The organism is Stenotrophomonas sp. T8 (assembly GCF_051853085.1).
In the GTDB taxonomy this organism is placed as follows: Bacteria; Pseudomonadota; Gammaproteobacteria; order Xanthomonadales; family Xanthomonadaceae; genus Stenotrophomonas; species Stenotrophomonas sepilia.
The window spans coordinates 2,831,270-2,848,312 of sequence record NZ_CP195329.1 but is presented as its reverse complement, the minus strand read 5'-3'; the positions used below and the strand labels follow the sequence as shown (position 1 = coordinate 2,848,312).

At 68.1% G+C, this 17,043-nt stretch carries 21 protein-coding genes; 11 read left to right on the top strand and 10 right to left on the bottom strand.

Annotation, left to right across the window (positions count from 1 at the left end; genetic code table 11):
- Positions 1-29: 29 nt before the first annotated feature.
- A complete protein-coding gene (locus ACSDHM_RS13385; RefSeq protein ID WP_088496797.1) occupies positions 30-1,127 on the bottom strand; it encodes a Glu/Leu/Phe/Val dehydrogenase dimerization domain-containing protein in 1,098 nt (365 codons plus the stop codon).
- Positions 1,128-1,404: 277 nt separating this feature from the next.
- Here ACSDHM_RS13385 and ACSDHM_RS13380 point away from each other — a divergent pair, with 277 nt between their 5' ends.
- Entirely contained in the window at positions 1,405-2,481 is a 1,077-nt protein-coding gene (locus ACSDHM_RS13380) for an HDOD domain-containing protein (RefSeq protein ID WP_072169100.1), read from the top strand.
- 3 nt (positions 2,482-2,484) lie between these two features.
- On the opposite strand, the gene ACSDHM_RS13375 is transcribed toward ACSDHM_RS13380, so the two are convergent.
- From ACSDHM_RS13375 to ACSDHM_RS13365, 3 genes are all read right to left on the bottom strand, one after another.
- Entirely contained in the window at positions 2,485-4,041 is a 1,557-nt protein-coding gene (locus ACSDHM_RS13375) for a phospholipase D family protein (protein ID WP_227836914.1), read from the bottom strand.
- 163 nt (positions 4,042-4,204) lie between these two features.
- A complete protein-coding gene (locus tag ACSDHM_RS13370) occupies positions 4,205-4,903 on the bottom strand; it encodes an RNA pseudouridine synthase (protein WP_088496799.1) in 699 nt (232 codons plus the stop codon).
- 47 nt (positions 4,904-4,950) lie between these two features.
- Entirely contained in the window at positions 4,951-5,451 is a 501-nt protein-coding gene (locus ACSDHM_RS13365; RefSeq protein WP_053499398.1) for a M48 metallopeptidase family protein, read from the bottom strand.
- A 63-nt stretch (positions 5,452-5,514) separates the two neighbouring features.
- On the opposite strand from ACSDHM_RS13365, the gene ACSDHM_RS13360 reads away from it, so the two are divergent.
- Both ACSDHM_RS13360 and ACSDHM_RS13355 read left to right on the top strand, forming a co-directional pair.
- Positions 5,515-6,072 (top strand): DUF2058 domain-containing protein, encoded by a 558-nt coding sequence (locus ACSDHM_RS13360; protein WP_005418186.1) that lies wholly within the window; start codon positions 5,515-5,517, stop codon positions 6,070-6,072.
- A gap of 171 nt (positions 6,073-6,243) precedes the next feature.
- Positions 6,244-6,510: a DksA/TraR family C4-type zinc finger protein gene (locus tag ACSDHM_RS13355; protein WP_072169104.1), complete on the top strand. Its 267-nt coding sequence runs from the start codon at positions 6,244-6,246 to the stop codon at positions 6,508-6,510.
- A 685-nt stretch (positions 6,511-7,195) separates the two neighbouring features.
- Here the strand turns inward: ACSDHM_RS13355 and ACSDHM_RS13350 are convergent.
- On the bottom strand, positions 7,196-7,789 hold the full coding sequence (locus ACSDHM_RS13350) for a mechanosensitive ion channel family protein (protein ID WP_005418176.1): 594 nt from the start codon (positions 7,787-7,789) through the stop codon (positions 7,196-7,198).
- A 35-nt stretch (positions 7,790-7,824) separates the two neighbouring features.
- Complete coding sequence (locus tag ACSDHM_RS13345; RefSeq protein WP_005418175.1) at positions 7,825-8,004, bottom strand: hypothetical protein; 180 nt, start codon at positions 8,002-8,004, stop codon at positions 7,825-7,827.
- A gap of 126 nt (positions 8,005-8,130) precedes the next feature.
- Between ACSDHM_RS13345 and ACSDHM_RS13340 the strand changes: the two genes are divergently transcribed.
- Genes ACSDHM_RS13340 through ACSDHM_RS13330 form a run of 3 tightly spaced genes read left to right on the top strand, consistent with a single transcriptional unit; the run spans position 8,131 to position 10,132 of the window.
- Entirely contained in the window at positions 8,131-8,709 is a 579-nt protein-coding gene (locus tag ACSDHM_RS13340) for an RNA polymerase sigma factor (RefSeq protein ID WP_005418173.1), read from the top strand.
- Positions 8,706-9,239: a hypothetical protein gene (locus tag ACSDHM_RS13335; protein ID WP_188240753.1), complete on the top strand. Its 534-nt coding sequence runs from the start codon at positions 8,706-8,708 to the stop codon at positions 9,237-9,239. The genes ACSDHM_RS13340 and ACSDHM_RS13335 overlap by 4 nt, the downstream gene beginning before the upstream one ends.
- Before the next feature lie 11 nt (positions 9,240-9,250).
- Positions 9,251-10,132, top strand: coding sequence for a DUF4097 family beta strand repeat-containing protein (locus tag ACSDHM_RS13330; protein ID WP_061480626.1), 882 nt, complete (start codon positions 9,251-9,253; stop codon positions 10,130-10,132).
- Between the two features lie 49 nt (positions 10,133-10,181).
- On the opposite strand, the gene ACSDHM_RS13325 is transcribed toward ACSDHM_RS13330, so the two are convergent.
- The 3 genes from ACSDHM_RS13325 to ACSDHM_RS13315 form a co-directional block, all read right to left on the bottom strand.
- Positions 10,182-10,364, bottom strand: coding sequence for a hypothetical protein (locus ACSDHM_RS13325; RefSeq protein WP_005410566.1), 183 nt, complete (start codon positions 10,362-10,364; stop codon positions 10,182-10,184).
- An 11-nt stretch (positions 10,365-10,375) separates the two neighbouring features.
- Positions 10,376-10,669 (bottom strand): YkgJ family cysteine cluster protein, encoded by a 294-nt coding sequence (locus ACSDHM_RS13320; protein WP_072169117.1) that lies wholly within the window; start codon positions 10,667-10,669, stop codon positions 10,376-10,378.
- 229 nt (positions 10,670-10,898) lie between these two features.
- Complete coding sequence (locus ACSDHM_RS13315; RefSeq protein ID WP_061480625.1) at positions 10,899-12,260, bottom strand: Hsp70 family protein; 1,362 nt, start codon at positions 12,258-12,260, stop codon at positions 10,899-10,901.
- Between the two features lie 179 nt (positions 12,261-12,439).
- Between ACSDHM_RS13315 and ACSDHM_RS13310 the strand changes: the two genes are divergently transcribed.
- Complete coding sequence (locus ACSDHM_RS13310) at positions 12,440-12,775, top strand: zinc ribbon domain-containing protein YjdM (protein ID WP_010482882.1); 336 nt, start codon at positions 12,440-12,442, stop codon at positions 12,773-12,775.
- A gap of 7 nt (positions 12,776-12,782) precedes the next feature.
- On the opposite strand, the gene ACSDHM_RS13305 is transcribed toward ACSDHM_RS13310, so the two are convergent.
- A complete protein-coding gene (locus tag ACSDHM_RS13305) occupies positions 12,783-13,934 on the bottom strand; it encodes a transglutaminase domain-containing protein (protein ID WP_188240755.1) in 1,152 nt (383 codons plus the stop codon).
- Between the two features lie 229 nt (positions 13,935-14,163).
- On the opposite strand from ACSDHM_RS13305, the gene ACSDHM_RS13300 reads away from it, so the two are divergent.
- From ACSDHM_RS13300 to ACSDHM_RS13285, 4 genes are all read left to right on the top strand, one after another.
- Positions 14,164-14,766, top strand: coding sequence for an HD domain-containing protein (locus ACSDHM_RS13300; RefSeq protein WP_188240756.1), 603 nt, complete (start codon positions 14,164-14,166; stop codon positions 14,764-14,766).
- A 49-nt stretch (positions 14,767-14,815) separates the two neighbouring features.
- Positions 14,816-14,989 carry an oxidoreductase-like domain-containing protein gene (locus ACSDHM_RS13295; RefSeq protein ID WP_061480629.1) on the top strand — a complete coding sequence of 58 codons (174 nt, stop codon included), beginning with the start codon at positions 14,816-14,818 and terminating at the stop codon, positions 14,987-14,989.
- Positions 14,986-15,603, top strand: coding sequence for a DUF998 domain-containing protein (locus tag ACSDHM_RS13290; RefSeq protein WP_072169109.1), 618 nt, complete (start codon positions 14,986-14,988; stop codon positions 15,601-15,603). The genes ACSDHM_RS13295 and ACSDHM_RS13290 overlap by 4 nt, the downstream gene beginning before the upstream one ends.
- A gap of 78 nt (positions 15,604-15,681) precedes the next feature.
- Entirely contained in the window at positions 15,682-17,028 is a 1,347-nt protein-coding gene (locus ACSDHM_RS13285; protein ID WP_072169110.1) for a virulence factor family protein, read from the top strand.
- Positions 17,029-17,043 lie beyond the last annotated feature (15 nt).

The following is a 17,043-nucleotide window of genomic DNA, read 5'->3' as shown; positions in this document are numbered from 1 at the left end:
TCGAAAGGCCCGGCGCGACATCGGCAGGCTCAGCCGCCGCGCAGGTTGCCCAGGCGCGGGGTGCTGCGGCCCAGCGGCATCTTCAGCTTGCCGATCGACAGGATACGGCTTTCGGCGATGCGGTCGGCTGCCCGCTGCGGCGCGATGTTCTCGCGTTGCGACAGTTCGAAGATGCGGGTGAGGTTGTGGTAGATGCTGCGGATCAGGCGCATCGCGCGTTCGCGGTTGTAGCCATCGATCTCCAGCGACACGTTCATCACGCCGCCCGCGTTGACCGCGTAGTCAGGTGCATACAGGATGCCGCGCGCATGCAGTTCGTCGCCGATTTCCAGGCTCGCCAGCTGGTTGTTGGCGGTACCGCAGATGATCTTCGCCTTGATCCGCGGCAGGGTGTCGGCGTTGATCGCGCCTTCCAGCGCGCACGGTGCGAACACATCGGCGTTCACTTCGTGGATCTCGTCCGGCTTGACCGCTTCGGCGCCGAAATCGCTGACCGCGCGATCAATCAGCGCGCTGTCCAGGTCGGTGACATACAGTTTGGCGCCGCGGTCGCGCAGCAGCTTGACCAGCTCCATGCCGATGTGGCCCAGGCCTTGCACTGCGATGCTGGTCTTGCCCACTTCCTCATGGCCGAACTTGAAGCGCATCGCCGCCATCAGCGCCTGCAGCGCACCGTAGGCGGTGAACGGGGCCGGATCGCCGGAGCCGCCATGGACCTGGTGCACGCCGGTCACGAACTGGCTCTCCAGGTAGATGTTCTCCATGTCGTTGACGTCGGTACCGACGTCCTCGGCGGTGATGTAGCGCCCTCCCAGCGAGTCGACATAACGGCCGAAGGCGCGGAACAGTACTTCAGTCTTGTCCACCTTCGGGTCGCCGATGATCACCGCCTTGCCACCACCGACGTTGAGGCCGGCCAGCGCATTCTTGTAGGTCATCGTCCGGCTCAGCCGCAGCACGTCGGCCAGCGCCTCGTCGGTGCTGGCATACGGACGCATGCGCACGCCGCCCAGGGCCGGGCCCAGGGTGGTGTTGTGGATGGCGATGATCGCCTGCAGGCCGGCATCGTGGTTGTGGCAGAACACCACTTGTTCGTGGCCGGTGGTGGCGAGGGTTTCGAATAGCATGGCGTCTCCGATGGCGCGAACAGCGGCGAACTGCAGCGAACGGCCAGTGAACGGTAGGGTCCCAAAACAAAAAAAGCGACGTCGTCATGGCTGGGGGACGGGTCGCGCGGCGCCATTCTAGTCCATTCCCCCGGCCGGTGCCGTCGACATCGCATGCCTTGCAGTTAAAGAAGATGAAAATGCGGCCGATGCTGCGACGACGGCGGGTGGCCGGATTCGCGTGAAGAGGCAGGCGGTCAGTGACGGCAAGGGCACCACAACGACAGGGCAGGCGGCGATGACAGCGGCCTGGTGGCGATCGCTGCGCGCCTGGCTGGCGCGTTCGACCGGGGCGGCACCGTCGCGGCTGGTTGCTGCGTCCCGCCAGGCGGTGGCCGCCGCAGCGGCGAGCCTGCAGGGCGAGGCGCTGCCCCCGGCCGAGATCGCTGCACATCTGCAACGTGGCCTGCATGCCCTGGCCCTGTACCCGCGTCTGGCCGGTGAATCCACGCCGGTGCAGGCCGCAGGGCTGGGCGAGGCGGTGGCGCGCGCGCTGCAGGACCGCAACTGGGCGGCCAGGCAGCTGCCCCGCCGGCCGCAACTGCTGCCGCAGCTGATCCAGACCGTCAACGACGATGCCGCCTCAGCGCGGGTGATGGCCGCGATCATCGGCCAGGACCCGGTACTGACCGGCAACCTGCTGCGCATCGCCAACAGCCCGGCCTACAAGGTGCATGAGCGCCCGGTCGAAAGCCTGCAGCGGGCGGTGACACTGGTGGGTACCGAAGGCGTGCGGCAGATCATCAGCGCGGTACTGGTGCAGCCGGTGATGCAGGTGCAGTGCGAAGTGTTCCCGCAGTTCAGCGCGATCATCTGGGAGCACGCGCTGCTGGCCTCGCGCGCGGCCGCCGATCACGCACGTACGGTCACCTTCGGTGATGCCTTCGCTGCGCAGTGGCTGGGCCTGGTGCAGGGACTGGGCGCGTCACTGGTAATGCGCCAGCTGCTGCAGGAAGCGCAGGCCCGCGGCGAGGCCGTGGAGCCGGCGTTGGCCCTGCAGCTGCTGCAGCAGTGGTCGTTACCGTTGGCGCAGCGGGTCGCCGCCGCATGGGAGCTGCCTGAACCGGTTCACCAGGCCCTGGCGGTGGATGCAGAAGGGGCGCTGGCCGACAGCCTGCGCCTGGCCAGCGCCGCCGCAGCGGCCAGCCTGTTGTGCCGCCATGGGCATGCCAGCCAGAGCCGCATGCTGGCGCTGCTGGAGCAGCTGCCTTCAGCGCCGCCGCATGCATTGCGCTGGATCTGGCGGCGCCTGCATGGGCGCAGCGTGGAAACGCTGGATGAGGCCGGACAGGACCAGGCCGGCCCGGCCGCCTGAGTGCTACAGCTGCGATTCGACAGGCAGCCAGCTGATGGCCCGCGACAACCAGCGTTTGCGCGCCGTTGCCCCTGGCTCGGCCTCGACCCAGTGCGGTGGCGGCTCGCGCTCCAGCCAGCGCAACCGGCCACGGTCGTCCAGCGCCAGCCACCAGCTGTGCCTGGGGTCTGCCAGGCGCAGGTACTCATCGCGCAGCCGCGCCCCCAGCACCGGGTCGTCGAACAGTACGCCCATTTCGGTGTTGAGGTAGGCCGAGCGCGGGTCGAGGTTGAACGAGCCGACGAAGCCGCGGCGGTCGTCGACCACGAACGCCTTGGTGTGCAGGCTCGCGCCGCTGCTGCCGAACATGCCGGCATCGCCGGACTGCCCCTGCGCCTTCAGTTCGTACAGGCGGACGCCCGCTTCGAGCAACGGCACGCGGTAGCTCATGTAGCCGCCGTGCACGGCGGCGACGTCGTTGGCAGCCAGTGAGTTGGTCACCACGCCGACCTGCACGCCCCGCCCGGCCATGGCCGAAAAGCCATCCAGGCCTTCGTTGCCTGGCACGAAGTAGGGTGAGATCAACAACGTTTTGTGCCGGGCGGCCTGCAGCTCGCTGATCAGGGTCGACACCAGCCAGGCAGCGCGATCATCCCTGCGATGCTTCATCGGCGGGTCCGAGACGATGCGCACTGCACTGCTCCAGTGCAATGGCTCGGGACTCGGGCGTTGCCGCTGGCGCGATTCGGCCACGCGCGCAAGGTAGGGCCGGGCCACGTCCCGCTGCGCCTCATGATCCGATTCGCGCACCAGCAGGCGCAGCTGCGCATCGGTATGGAAGGCAAGCGCGGATACCGGAATGGCGGCCTCGCTGTTCCAGTAGTCGTCGAAGATCCGGTTGGCCTGCTCCACGGCAGGGCCGGCGACCAGCAGGTCCAGATCCTGGAAGTTCACATCGGTGCGCGCGCTGAAGTACTCCTCGCCGATGTTGCGGCCGCCGACGATCGCGACGCGGCCATCGGCGATCCAGCTCTTGTTGTGCATGCGGTGGTTCACGCTGAAGAAGCGTTGCACCATCTCCACCATGCGCAGGATGCCGGTCCGGTTGCGGAACGGGTTGTAGAGGCGGATTTCAATGTTGGGGTGCCGGTCCAGCGCCATCATCAGCGCGTCCTTGTCCTTGGCATTCATGTCATCGAGCAGGATGCGCACGCGCACACCGCGCTCGGCGGCGTCATGCAGCGCCTTGGCCATCAGGTGGCCGATCAGGTCGTCGTGCCAGATGTAGTACTGCAGGTCCAGGCTGCGGCCAGCGTGCGCGGTGATCATCGCGCGCGCGGCGAAGGCATCCATGCCATCACCGAGGAACGCTACGCCTGATTGCCCGGGATGCGCGTCCTGCAGCGGCACGATCTGCTGGTCGATGCGGGTCTGCGCCGGCTGCAATGGCAGTACATGCGAGGGCGCGCCCTGTGCCTGTGGCGTGAGATGGTCGGCCAGCAGCAGCCCGGACAGGACCAGCAGCAACAGCGCGGCGAGGATGATTGCAGCGACGCGCAACAGGCGTCGCCACAGGGGCATGGGCAGGCTCATGCCTCGATGGTAGATCCACGCCCTGCGTGAAGGAATGCCTGCAGGATCGATAGGGCGTCAGCGCGCTTGCCTTCGGCAACGGGTCCGACCCCGGGGGCGTCAGGATGGGGGCGGACCCGTTTCCGCAGGAAAGGGCCCTGACCCGCAGGCCTCAGAACCGCTCGTCGCTGCCCAGGTAACGCCACTGCGCCGGCGGCAGCGGCCCCAATGCCACGCGGCCGATGCGCAGTCGGCGCACGGCCAGCACCTGCAGCCCGGCGGCGGTCACCGCCACGCGCAGCCCCTTGGCGGTCAGCCCCTTGCCGGCAAAGCGCAGGCGCTGCTCGCTTTGCCAGCTGACCTTGGCGCCGCCGGATTCCTGCTGCAGCCGCGCCAGCAGCCACGGTCCTCGCTCGGGGCCGCCTTCGGCCACTTCGATCAGGTACTCCTGTTCGGTGCGGCCCAGATTGCGCTGTAGATGGGCCAGCGTGGCCGGATCCTGGCTGACCACCACCAGGCCGCTGTCGCTGGCCGGAAGCGCAGCGGCCAGCTGCAGGCCGTGGAAATGGCGCTGCAACGGACGGATGTCGCTGGCATCAAGTTCGCTGCGGCTGTCACTGCTGACCAGCGCACACAGGGTCTCAGCAGCAACGCCGGCCGGCTTGTGCAGCAGCATGCTGACCCGCTCGGCCTTTTCATCGCTGGCCTGCTCGGCGACCACGATCTGCGCGGCTTCATCAACCGGGCGCTGTGGTTGTTCCACCACTTCGCCGTCGACCGTTACCCAGCCGCCTTCGATATAGCGCCGCGCTTCGCCGCGGGGGATGCCGAGCAGGGCGGACAGGCGTTTGTCGAGACGGATCGGTTCCATGGCGGGCAGGTCGGGCAGGGGGCGCGCAGTGTAGCTGCTGCGGCCGGTCAGCGCTGGCTGCGGTTGGCCAGCTCGGTCAGGTACAGACGGGTATCGAACTCCAGCTGCAGGTAATCCGGTTCCATGTGCTGGCACAGCTGGTAGAAGGCCTTGTTGTGGTCGGCTTCCTTCAGGTGGGCCAGCTCATGCACCACGATCATGCGCAGGAACGCCGCGGGTGCCTGGCGGAATACGGTAGCGATGCGGATCTCGCGGCTGGCCTTGAGGCGGCTGCCGTGCACGCGGGAAATGGCGGTATGCGTACCCAGCGCGTGCTTGATCACTTCCAGGGTGTTGTCGTAGCAGACCTTGTTGAGCGGCACCGACTTGCGCAGGTAACGGTCCTTCAGCGCCTGGGTGTAGTCGTACAGCTGGCGGTCGCTGCGGACCTCGTGCGGGTCGGGATAGCGCTGCTGCAGCCAGGGGCCGAGCTTGCCCTGCGCCAGCAGTTCGCTGACCTGGGCGACCAGGGGTTCGGGGTAGCCGGTGAGGTACTTCAGGACTGCCATGCAGGGGCGGCGGGGCGTCGGTAGAATGGAAGCATCCAAGATTACACGCGGTACGTACCGACCATGGCAAAGCCCAACGCGCTGCAGGAACAATTGCTCAAGGCCGGTCTGGCCAAGAAATCGCAGGCCAGCGCCGCCGCGCGGGAGCAGGCCAAGGCCCGCCAGGGCAAGGCCGAATCGGCCTCGGCCGAGGTCCAGCGTGAGGCTGAACGTGCCCGTGCCGAGAAGGTCGAGCGCGACCGTGCGCTGGCCGCCGAGCGCAATGCCCAGGCCAGGCAGGCGGAACAGAAGGCGCAGGCGAAGCAGATCATCGCGGCCCATGCCGTGCCCCACAAGGGCGATGACGAGTATCGCTTCAGCGATGGCGCGGCGATCCGCACCCTGCTGATCGACCCCAAGCTGCGCAAGGCGCTGTCGGTGGGCGTGCTGGTCATCGTCGCCAATGGCGAGGGTTACGCCCTGCTGCCGCGCGCCGCCGCCGAGAAAGTGCGCGAGCGGGCTCCGGAGGCGATCATCGTCGACCACGGCCAGCCGGGCTCGACCGCCGAGATCTCCACCGGCAACGCCGAGGACGACGCCTACTACGCCCAGTTCCAGGTGCCGGACGACCTGATCTGGTAAGCAAAAAAGGGGACGGAGGGGATTAAGTCGCGATCGACCTGATTGGATCCGTTGGCGTTCTGCTCAGCTTGCTGAAGGCGCACCGGCCATGGCTCGGCGCAACACAGGCCTGCTCCTTTGTGCGCGGGTGTATCGTCCCCATATCAGGCGACACACCTGCGGAGGAAGGCCATGGCCACTGGTTGGGCGGGAGATGGCGCGGTCCAGGACCAGATCGACGCCACCGTCGACGATGCGATCGCCCGCGCGCGAGGCCAGCTGCGGCAGGGCCCGGGCCTTGAACACTGTGAGGAATGTGACGCGCCGATTCCGTTGGCGCGACGTCGTGCTGTGCCGGGAGTTCGCCTGTGCGTGGCGTGCCAGCAGGCGCATGACGAAGAAGCGCAGGCGCATGCCGGTTACAACCGGCGCGGCAGCAAGGACAGCCAGTTGAGGTAAGGGGTGTTGGGCAGGGCTGCGCCCTGCACCTGCTTGGAGCAACGGCAACGGCAACGGCAAAAGCGTGCTATCCGTGGGATGGCGGGGGGGGGGGGGCCGATTGAGGGGGACGCTGCAAGTCCCCCTCCGGGGCCCGGCCCAGCCGCTGGCGGCTGTGCGTTCGGGCGCTTGCGAAGCAATGCTTCGCAAGCAAAGCGCCCTCACCCATGTAAGCTCGGCCGCCGCTTGCTCGTGTGCGCTGTCCTGCGCACACGGCAAGACCGGGGTTGGGCGTCCTGCCCAACCCGCCCGAGGCATGCCTCGGGCCCATGCGGCTCACGCCCCCTCAACCGGACCCACCCCGCCTTCGACAGATTTCCGCGATCTGTTGGAACCTGCTGCTGATGGTGGGTGCCGACCGTTGGTCGGCACGGGGTCGGATCCAATTCTGACTATCGATATCTGACAGATGTGCCGACCAACGGTCGGCACCCACCAACAGCGCGCGGAATCTGTCAGAGGTGGGGCGGTGTGGGTGGGCAGGACCGTTGGCGCCATGGATGGCGCCATCGAGCCCCCATGGATGGGTTTACGGCGTGTCCTGACCACCCACACCGCCCCGCCATCCCACGGAATGCCGCTCTTGATCTTGCTTCGGCTTCGGCCTCTGCAGGTGCAGGGCGCAGCCCTGCCGAAAACCCCACCCTCAGCCGTCGCCCTGGATGCCGCCGGGTGCCTGCGCCGGGTCGCGCCAGCGGCGCACCGTGCGCTGGAAAAACAGGTTGTTCGGTAGCTGCAGCACCGTACCCTCATGGCCGTCGCCGGTTTCCTGCAGCGTGGTGTAGATCAGGTTCACGTCGATCACCCGCCCCTTCAGGCCCGGCTTCTCGCCGTTCTCCAGCACTTCGATGTAGTCATGCAGGCGGAACGGGCGAGTGGTGAAGATCAGCAACGTGCAGAAGATGTTGGAGAGCACGCTCCAGGCCGCGAAGAAGGCCACTGCGCCCACGGCGGCGAAGCCGGTGAACGCGGTCCACAGCACTGAAGGCTTCGCGCCGAGCAGGCTGAGGATATACAGCAGGGCGCTGAAATAGACCACGAAACTGGTGATCCGGCGCGCGCCCATCACCATTTCAGGTGGCAGCGTGTAGTGCTCGGCAAAGCGCCGGATCAGGCGACGGGCCAGTACCCGCAGCAGCCAGGCGACCAGCAGCACCAGCACGATCTGCAGGGCCACGCCCGCGTAGTTCAGCCATGGGTGGCTCCAGGCCGGCAGGTGATCCTTCAGCGACAACATCATGGGGGCGAAAACAGGTGGCGGGAACGGCCTCGATGTTACCCGGCGCGTGCCGGGGTTTCGACCATCGGCGACCACGCCAGGCAGACCAGCTCCTGTCGATGCTGCTGCAGGCAGGCGCGGCCGTTGTCGGGGCACAACCGCAAGGACAGGCCCGATGCCTGCAGCACGACGCAAGCGACGATTACCAGCAGGGCGGCGCAGGACGAGCTGGACATGGCGGAACTCCCTGGAGGTGTTTTCTCGAATGACCTTCCATGGATGCAGCCATCGTCGAAAAGGTTGCATGGCCTTGATCGGCGATCGGCTCTAAACCTTTTTCCGGGGCGCCGCATCCAAGCGATATGCTCGACACCACCATGCCAGCGCCGCCTGCCGCCCACGCCCCTGTCGACGAACCCGCCCTGGTGCGGGCGGCCGCCGCCGGTGACACTGCGGCCTACGAACTGCTGTACCGGCGCCATGCGCCGCGCGTGTTCGCCGTACTGTGGCGCCTGTGCGGGGGCCAGCAGGCGCGTGCCGAGGATGCCCTGCAGGAAGCGTTCCTGCAGGCATGGAAGGCGCTGCCGGGGTTCCGGTTCGAAAGCAGCCTGTCGACCTGGTTGCACCGGTTGGGCGTCAACGCTGCACTGATGGAACTGCGCGGGCGCGCCGCCGGGCAGGACCACGACAGTCTGGAGGAGGTCGACGGCGGCCTGCAGGAGCTGGCGGTGCACGACCGTTGTGCCGGTACCGAGCGCGACCTGGAGCGCGCACTCGCGACGCTGCCTCCGAGGGCGCGTGCGGTACTGGTACTGCACGACATCGAAGGCTGGAAGCACCAGGAAATCGCCGAGCAGCTGCAGATGGCCGTCGGCAGTTCAAAGGCACAGCTGCATCGTGCGCGCGGCCTGCTGCGCGCACGGCTGGGAGACATGACATGAGTACACACGAACACGATTCCGATCACGATCTGCTGGCCCGGCTGCGCGCGTTGCCCAGCGAGCGAGAAGTTCCCGCCGATGGCTGGGCGCGCCTGTCGGCGCAGCTGCCGCCGCGCGAGCCGCAGGCGGCGCCTGTGCCGGCCGACAACGTGGTGGTGCTGCCAGCGCGTTCGCGGCGCCGCGGGTGGTTGCCGGCCGGCGCTGTCCTGGCGGCCAGCCTGGCGCTGTACGCGGTGGCGCCATGGCGCCACGTGCAGCCGGATGCGCCGGTGCCGTCTACCCTGCAGTTGCAGGCTGCGGCGATGACCGAGCAGTACCGGCAGGCGGTGGCCTCGCTGCCCTCAGGCCGGGCACCGGAATGGCAGCCGGCCCTGCACGAACTGGATGAAAGCGCGGCACAGATCCAGGCCGCGCTGGCGCAGGATCCACGTGCGCCTCACCTGCTTGGCCAGCTCAAGCGCACCTATGCGCTGCGGCTGGAACTGACCCGGCAGGCGGCCTATGCCGCCGAGTCCGGCCTGACGACCTGAGGAGACCCCCGATGACACGAACCCTGATGACCTGCTGCGCCGCGCTGTTGCTGCTGCCCGCGGTGGCCCTGGCTGACACCCGGATCGACGAACGCCACAACCTGGCCGCCGGCGGCCGCATCGAACTGAGCAACGTGGCCGGCAAGGTGACCGTGCGTGGCTGGGACCGCAACGACGTGCAGCTCACCGGTACGCTCAGTGATGGCCTGCAGCTGCGCCAGGAAAAGAGTGCCAACCGCGTCCGCTGGGAGATCGAGTATCCGCGTCGCAGCAACAACGGCGGCGCAACGCTGGTGCTGAACGTGCCGCGCTCGGTGGAGCTGCTGCTGAGCACGGTCAGTGCCAGCCAGGACATCAGTGGCATCGACGTGCGCCGCCTGCAGGCCGACACCGTCAGCGGCAGCCTCAGCGCCTCCGGTCGCAGCGGTGACAGCAAGCTCAATACGGTCAGTGGCGGTGTCAGCGCGCGCCTGCAGACGCCGAAGCTGGACGTAAATACGGTCAGTGGCCGGATCGTGGCCGGGAGCGGCGTGTCCGGCGACATCGGTGCACAGACGGTATCCGGCCGGGTCGAGGTCGATGCCGGGCGGGTGCAGCGGCTGGCGGTGGAAACCGTATCGGGCAGCATTGACCTGTCGGCGGCCGGGCTGGCGCCGGGAGGCCGTATCAATGTCGAATCGGTGAGTGCGTCGGTCAACCTGCGCCTGCCGCGCGCCGTCTCGGCGCAGCTGTCGGTGAACAGCTTCAGCGGGTCGATCAACAGCGATGCTGGCCAGGTGGAGCGGCCGCGCTACGGCCCCGGCAGCCATCTTGATACGCGGCTGGGCAGCGGCGACGGTGATATCCGCATCCAGTCGCATTCGGGCAGTGTTCGGGTAAGCCTGGATCGCTGAGCGCGATCCGGCAGGCCGCGGCGGCAGCGCCGCCGCGGTCGCTACTGGGTCAGCTGGCTTTCTTCAGCGCCCAGGTGGTGCCGAGGACTTCGATCTTGCCACCGGCCTTGCGGAACGCTGCCAGGTCCGAAGCGATCGAATCGCTGCTGACCACGGTGCTGGCGGCCGCGCCCTTGCGTTCGCTGCGGATGCTGTTGCTGGCCTTCGCGGGGGTCTTTGCCTTGCGGGGCATGGTTGCTCCTGTCAGGTGGAAGGGGAGGAAAGCGCCCAGGCATCAGCCTGGCGCAGGTAGTCCTGCCGCTCGCGGCGGCAGTCACTGCCGCCCATCGAGAACTGGCGGCAGATCGCCGGGCGCTGCGAATAGATCGTGCAGCGCAGGTGATAGGGATCGATCGCCGCACACCAGCCTTCCTCGTTGCGCGCCATCACGGCACGGCCGTGGGTGTCGCGTGACAGGAACTGGCCGGGCACGTGGTCGCCGGACTGCAGCAACACGGGCAGCCGGCAACAGACCGCGTCACAACGGCGGCAGTCGATGGGTGCATGTGCTGCGTCAGGTTGTAAGGCCTCAGGGGCCTGGCGGGTGCCCAAAGCGGGTCTCGATGGCGGCTCCGGTGGTACGCGGACCATGAACGAGCCAGGAAGGCATGGCCGCTAGGCCCGCAGGGCGGGCCAGGCTGCACCGTGGACACACACCGGCGTGGCCGGTGGAAGGTACAGCAGGGTTCTAGCCGACCAAGAGTAACTTGGATCGCGTAACGTTTTGTTAATCCTGGCTGGCTGCCGCCAGCGCAAGGCCCTGGACCACGCCCAGCGAGGGCTCGCCGTGGACCATGCGGGCGCCCGGGAAGGCCTCCGCAACGGCCTGGCGCAGATACCCGGCGCGGGACATGCCGCCGGTCAGGAACACCGCGTCCGGGTCGCCGCCGATGTCGCTGCGGACCTGGGCCAGCAGCTCCCGGAGCTGCTCCAGATAACCATGGGCGGCTGCGGCCAGGCCGTCGGCGCTGCTGTCGGCATGCAGGTCGCGGGCGATGTAGTCCAGCGTGCTGCGATGTTCGCTGGCGGCGCTGAGGGCGATCTTGGCGCGCTCGACGTCGCGGTACAGGCGGGCGGTATTGCCGGTGTCCTGCAGGGCCTGCAGGCGCGCGCCCCACGGATTGTCGACATGGTCATACTTGTGCTGGCGGAAGTCGCGCTGGCGGGTCATGTCCTGCACGGTGGCCGCTTCCACGTAGTGGTGGGCGGGCACGCGGGTGATGCCGCGGCCGAACAGCGGCATGTAGCTGGACAGGCTCAGCGCCAGGTCGATGTCGGTACCGCCGCGGGCGATGCCCCAGGCGCGGTGGATGCGCGGGGCGTCGTCGCCGCCGACTTCGGCGTGGGCGATATCGGTGGTACCGCCACCGATGTCGACGATCACGGCCTGGTGCCGTTCGCGGCTTTCGGCGTGATAGTGCATGGCCGCCGCGGCCGGTTCCTCGAGGAAATCGATCTGGTCGAAACCGGCCTGGCTGGCGGCTTCGCGCAGGATGTCCAGCGCCTGGTCATTGCCGGCCGCACCGATCGAGCTGCGGAACTGCACCGGACGCCCGAGCAGGGCCGCTCGCAGCGGCTGGCCGAGCTGGGCGCTGGCGGTCAGGCGGATGTGCTCGAGGATGTGCGCGGCGATGCCGGTGATGGTCTGCTTGGCGCGTGGGTGCAGGTTGTAGCCGAGCATCGATTTCGGGCTCTGCACCAGGTTGCCTTCGTGTTCCTCGAAATAGGCTTCCAGCGCTTCGTCACCGTAGACCGCATTCTGCAGCAGGTCGCTGGCACTGCGTTCCTTGCCGGCACGGGCTTCCATCCATTCCCGGCGCAGCGCGCGCAGGGCTTCGCGGCGCAGCGCCTGCGGCGTGCGTTCCTGGCCGGCGGCGCGCGCCGCACGCGCAGCGCTGTCGATCATCTGCTGCAGCTGGTGCTCCTGGCCGTCATCGAGCTGGAAGTCATCCGGGTCGGGAACCACGCCGGGGAAGTACACGCTGGTCCGGAACTGCTCGGCGTCGCCGAAGCGGATCGGCAGCAGCTTCCCTTCATGCACGATGGCGGCGGCGGAGTTGCTGGTACCGAAGTCGATGCCGAGGCGCATGGGGAGTTCCGGGGGCGATCAGGGGCCGCGCACTCTGCTGCAGTTCGCCGCCGACTGCAAGGTCCCGCAGTTTCCTGTTCCGGGCCGGGTCAAGGAGGTCGCGGCGTACTGCCCGGAAAAGGCCAGGGGAGCCGGACGGTTACAATGGCGGCTGTTGATTCACTTTGAGGTACTTGCTGATGTCTTCTGCCCCTGCCTGCCCGCAGTGCACCCTGGAAAACACCTACGCCGATGGCGCGCTGTGGATCTGCGCCGACTGCGGCTTCGAATGGACCGCCGAGGAAAGTGCCGGTTCGACCCTGGTCGTGCGTGACAGCAACGGCAATACCCTGCAGGCCGGTGACACCGTCACCGTGATCAAGGACCTGAAGGTGAAGGGCTCCTCGATCCCGCTCAAGCAGGGCACCGTGATCCGCAACATCCGCCTGGTCGAGGACGATGCCGAGCACATCGAAGGCAATTCGGACAAGATCAAGGGCCTGGTCCTGAAGACCTGCTTCCTCAAGAAGGCCTGACCGGCCTTCAGCGCCTGGCCTGCTGCCGTGCGCGCCAGCGGGCCAGGCTGTCCAGCTTGGCCTGGTAGCGCGCCTGCTGCGGCGCCCCGCCCAGTTCCTGTGCACGCAGCAGCTCACGATCGGCGTGCTTGAGCTGGCCCGCCAGGAAATAGACCCGCGCCAGCCCGAAGTGGAACTGGTGCGCGGTGTCGTACAGGCGCACGGCCTGCCGGTAATAGCGGATCGCCTGCTGCAGTTGCCCGGCGCGTTCGGCCTCGGCACCGAGCATGTACTGCGCGAACGGGTCTTCGCGCTGCACCGATTGCAGCCGCTGCTCCAGTGCTTGGGCCTGCGCAATCATGCCGAGCTTGCGGTAGAGGGCGCTGGCGTTGGTGAGTGCAGCATCCTGGCGGCCGTCCAGTCGCAGCGCCCTTTCCAGTGCCCGTCGCGCGGCGGCGGTATCGCCCGTGCGATTTTCCAGCACGCCCAGGTTGTTCCAGGTGGCAGCGAAGCTGTCGTCCTGCGCCAGCGCGGTATCGAAGAAGGTACGTGCGCCCGCCAGGTCGCCGCTGGCCATGCGCTCGGCACCACGATTGTTGTAGAAGTGCGCCAACGCCCGCGCCTGGCTGATCGGCAGCGGCCCGCGGCGGTCGTACAGCACATTGCGATCCAGATCGACGGTGGCGAAGCGGCCGGCGAAGCCGACCCCGGCATTGACGTGGCCTACGCTGTAGACCAGGCCCTGGGCCTGGTCCTGGTACCACGACACCACCTGGCCGACCTCCTGCACGCGCGCCTGGATGCCGGCTTCGCGTGCCAGCGCCACGAACATCAGGGTAAAGGCCAGGCAGTTGGCGCGTCGCTGCTGCCAGATCTCGCTGACGGTAAGGGTCGCGTCGGCGTCGTACTGCAGGTCCATGCCATGGCGGTCGAAGATCATCTCCACCAGCGCCTGCAGGCGCTGCTCGCGCGAATAGCTGCGACGGGTCACCTGGGTGTGCAGCATATCGAGCATGGCCGGTGGAATCGCGAACACCTGCTGCGGCGTCGGAATCGTCGGCGCGGCGGTGCTGGCAGTGAGCGCAGGGACTTCGTTCGCGCCAGGGTTCAGTGCGATCGCGGAGGGTGCCGCCAATGCGGCCAGTGCGAGCAGAACGGATCGGGCGGCAGGACGGTACATGACGGCTCCCGGCAGCGGCGGGCGCTCCCGCCTGAGGCGAGTGTAGACCTGTGCGCGCCCCCCTGCAGTGACCGCTGGTCGGTACGCGCGTTCATCCACAGCCGGTGTGGACCAGCGCTCGACAAAGCTGTGGACAACCGCGTTGGGGCCCCGTGCGAAGGGCGTTGTGAGGGTGTGGTGAAAAAATGGCCAGCTTGCCCGCCACCGGCGCAGGCGGGATGATCCGGTCATGGACTTCTCCCCGCTGACGCTCGCTCCGGCGCAGTGGCAGGCGCTGCAGGACAACTATGCGACGCCACCACGTGCCTACCATCACTTCGGCCACGTGCGTGCGGTGCTGCAGCACTGCCAGGAGGTTGCCGACGGTCCAGGCTGGCAGCAGCCGGCCGAGGTCTACCTGGCCGCGCTCTACCACGATGCGATCTATGTGGCGGGGCGAAAGGACAATGAGGCGCGTTCGGCGCAGCTGGCCCTGCAAGTGATCGCGCAGGCGCCGGAACTTGCCACGGTCGACGCGGCCCGGGTCGAGCAGCTGATCCTGCTGACTGCCCGTCATGGCGAGCTCGGCCTGGACGATGTCGATGCCGAGGCCGCGTTGTTCCTGGACTGCGACATGGCGATCCTGGCCGCGCCGGAACCGGTGTTCAGCGCCTATGACCGCGGCGTGGCCGAAGAGTACAAGGGCGTGGTGCCGGGCTTCCTTTATCGCGCCGGCCGCCGCCGTTTCCTGCAGGGCCTGCTGCGTGCACCGCGCATCTTCCTCAGCGAATTCTTCCACCAGCGACTCGACGCGGCCGCGCGCGACAACCTGCGCCGGCAGCTGGGCCGCTGAACCAGCCCGGTACACTGGGGCCTGTTTCCACCGATTGCCGCTTCCAACCGTGTCTGTCCCTGATCCCGATCCCCGCCCGTTGCCGCCGGAAGAGCCCGGTCCGAACGAATGCTGCGGCAGCGGTTGCCCGCTGTGCGTGCTGGACCTGTATGCCGACGAGCTGCAGCGCTATCGCAAGGCGTTGGCCGAATGGCTGGCGCGGCACCCGGAGGCGTCCGCATGAGCCGCGCGCGCCCAGCGGCACTGCTGGCGCTGGCGGCGCTGCTGCTGTTCGTGGCCACCGCGCTGTGGACCCAGTTCGCACGCACTGATCTGGACTGGGTGCGGGCCACGCTCAGCCTCTACCTGCACGGGCCGTGGGGGCTGGCATTGCGCGCGGCCTACTGCCTGCTGGCATTGGCGATCGCCCTGCTCGGCATCAGCCTCTACCGGGGCAGCGTCGGCCCGCGGCGCAGCGCGGCGGCGCCGCTGCTCTTCACTGTCTCGGCGCTGGGCCTGGCCACGGTCGCCATCGGTGACAGCTGGCTGCCGGAAGCGACGCCGCTGCTGGCACCGTTCATCCATGGGCTGGCGGCCAACACTGCGTTCCTGTGTGCCAGCGTCGGCATGCTGCTGCAGGCCTGGTACCTGCGCCGCGAACCGGGTTGGCAGTCCGCCGCGGGCCTGCTCTGGGGCTGGGCCTGGCTGGCGTTCGTACTGTTGTGGCTGCATGTGCTGTGGCGTGGCGGGCCGCCGCGCGGGTTGGGGCAGAAGGTCGTGATCGTGGTGATCGTAGGCTGGCTGCTGTACCTGGCGCTGGCACTGTACCGGCGCAGTCGGCGTACCACGGCCGACTGAATCGCCAACGGCCTGCACCGGTACGTGCCGTGCACGCGGTGGCGGCGTATCGTGTGCGCATTCCATCGGGGATGCGATATGAAGCGTGCAGGGCTGGGCAGGGCAATGGGTGTGGTTCTGGCGCTGGCGGCGCTGCCGGCAATGGCGGCGGCCAACGTGCAGCAGTTCAGCCACGGGCGGTTCGAGCAGATTCCGGTGCACATGCCGGCCGGCACGCCGCAGCGGGTGGTGATCTGGTTCCACGAACCCACCCCAGGGGGTGACACCAGCCGCCTGCCGATCGAAGCCCTGCGTGCCGACGGCGCCATGGTTGCCGCTGTGGACATCGCGCACCTGCGCGGGGTGCTCAAGCGCGAGGGTGATCCGACCTGCTCGTTCGGCGCCGGTGACGTCGAGAACTTCTCGCGCTGGCTGCAGGCGTCCCTGCATCTGCCCGGCTACCACCTGCCGCTGGTCGGCGGTGACGGCGAGGGTGCCGAGATGGCCTATTCGCTCGCGGCGCAGGCCGACACCCAGGTGTTTGCCGGCCTGCTGACCACCGGCTTCTGCCCGGACCACAACCATGAGCGCATGGTCTGCGGCGATGGTGTGAAGCACAACACGCTGCAGCCCGCCGAACTGAATTTTCCGTGGTTGAGTGCCGCTGGCGATCACGGCTGCAAGGTGGGCGAGGCCAGCCAGTTCGTGCAGCAGGTGGCGATGGCGCGCGAATTCAAGCGCACCGCGCGCGGTGATGCGTCGCCGGGTCTGGTCGCCGCGGCGCGCGTGATCGGTGCGCAGGCGGGTGTCAGCCTGGCACCGCCACCGGCAGCGCTGAAGGACCTGCCGATAGTGGAAGTGCCGGCGAGTGGCAACGGTGACACGCTGGCCGTGTTCGTGTCCGGCGATGGCGGCTGGGCCGGCCTGGACAAGGACGTGGCGTCGTCGCTCAACGAGCACGGCGTGGCCGTGGTCGGCATCGACTCGCTGCGCTACTTCTGGAGCGAGCGCACGCCGAAGGGCTTCGCCGCTGACCTGCAGAAGATCATCGACCACTACCGCCAGCAGTGGCACCGCGACAAGGTAATGCTGATCGGCTTCTCGCAGGGTGCCGACGTGCTGCCGGCGACCATCAACCAGCTCGACGCCGATACCCGCGCAGCGTTGGATCGTATCGTGCTGCTGTCGGTGGGCAGGAAGGCCGACTTCGAGTTCCACGTCAGCAACTGGCTGGGCGGTGGCGGCGATGGCCTGCCGATCGCACCGGAGGTGGCCAGGCTGCCGGCGGAAAAAACCCTGTGCGTATATGGCGACAAGGACGAGGACGCACTGTGCCCGGACCTGCCGGCCAATGACGGCGTGAAGCGGGTGAAGCTGCCGGGCGACCACCATTTCGGCGGTGACTATGATCGGCTGGCCGAGGTGATCCTCAAGGGCGGGGCGTAGCGCCGGGCCACGCTG

Coding starts and splice junctions, on each gene's coding strand:
- ACSDHM_RS13330 (WP_061480626.1), top strand. CDS start 9,251: ATGACACGAACCCTGATGACCTGCTGCGCCGCGCTGTTGCTGCTGCCC.
- ACSDHM_RS13360 (WP_005418186.1), top strand. CDS start 5,515: ATGGCAAAGCCCAACGCGCTGCAGGAACAATTGCTCAAGGCCGGTCTG.
- ACSDHM_RS13310 (WP_010482882.1), top strand. CDS start 12,440: ATGTCTTCTGCCCCTGCCTGCCCGCAGTGCACCCTGGAAAACACCTAC.
- ACSDHM_RS13290 (WP_072169109.1), top strand. CDS start 14,986: ATGAGCCGCGCGCGCCCAGCGGCACTGCTGGCGCTGGCGGCGCTGCTG.
- ACSDHM_RS13365 (WP_053499398.1), bottom strand. CDS start 5,451: ATGGCAGTCCTGAAGTACCTCACCGGCTACCCCGAACCCCTGGTCGCC.
- ACSDHM_RS13385 (WP_088496797.1), bottom strand. CDS start 1,127: ATGCTATTCGAAACCCTCGCCACCACCGGCCACGAACAAGTGGTGTTC.
- ACSDHM_RS13370 (WP_088496799.1), bottom strand. CDS start 4,903: ATGGAACCGATCCGTCTCGACAAACGCCTGTCCGCCCTGCTCGGCATC.
- ACSDHM_RS13380 (WP_072169100.1), top strand. CDS start 1,405: ATGACAGCGGCCTGGTGGCGATCGCTGCGCGCCTGGCTGGCGCGTTCG.
- ACSDHM_RS13340 (WP_005418173.1), top strand. CDS start 8,131: ATGCTCGACACCACCATGCCAGCGCCGCCTGCCGCCCACGCCCCTGTC.
- ACSDHM_RS13345 (WP_005418175.1), bottom strand. CDS start 8,004: ATGTCCAGCTCGTCCTGCGCCGCCCTGCTGGTAATCGTCGCTTGCGTC.
- ACSDHM_RS13355 (WP_072169104.1), top strand. CDS start 6,244: ATGGCCACTGGTTGGGCGGGAGATGGCGCGGTCCAGGACCAGATCGAC.
- ACSDHM_RS13305 (WP_188240755.1), bottom strand. CDS start 13,934: ATGTACCGTCCTGCCGCCCGATCCGTTCTGCTCGCACTGGCCGCATTG.
- ACSDHM_RS13335 (WP_188240753.1), top strand. CDS start 8,706: ATGAGTACACACGAACACGATTCCGATCACGATCTGCTGGCCCGGCTG.
- ACSDHM_RS13285 (WP_072169110.1), top strand. CDS start 15,682: ATGAAGCGTGCAGGGCTGGGCAGGGCAATGGGTGTGGTTCTGGCGCTG.
- ACSDHM_RS13350 (WP_005418176.1), bottom strand. CDS start 7,789: ATGATGTTGTCGCTGAAGGATCACCTGCCGGCCTGGAGCCACCCATGG.
- ACSDHM_RS13325 (WP_005410566.1), bottom strand. CDS start 10,364: ATGCCCCGCAAGGCAAAGACCCCCGCGAAGGCCAGCAACAGCATCCGC.
- ACSDHM_RS13300 (WP_188240756.1), top strand. CDS start 14,164: ATGGACTTCTCCCCGCTGACGCTCGCTCCGGCGCAGTGGCAGGCGCTG.
- ACSDHM_RS13315 (WP_061480625.1), bottom strand. CDS start 12,260: ATGCGCCTCGGCATCGACTTCGGTACCAGCAACTCCGCCGCCGCCATC.
- ACSDHM_RS13375 (WP_227836914.1), bottom strand. CDS start 4,041: ATGCCCCTGTGGCGACGCCTGTTGCGCGTCGCTGCAATCATCCTCGCC.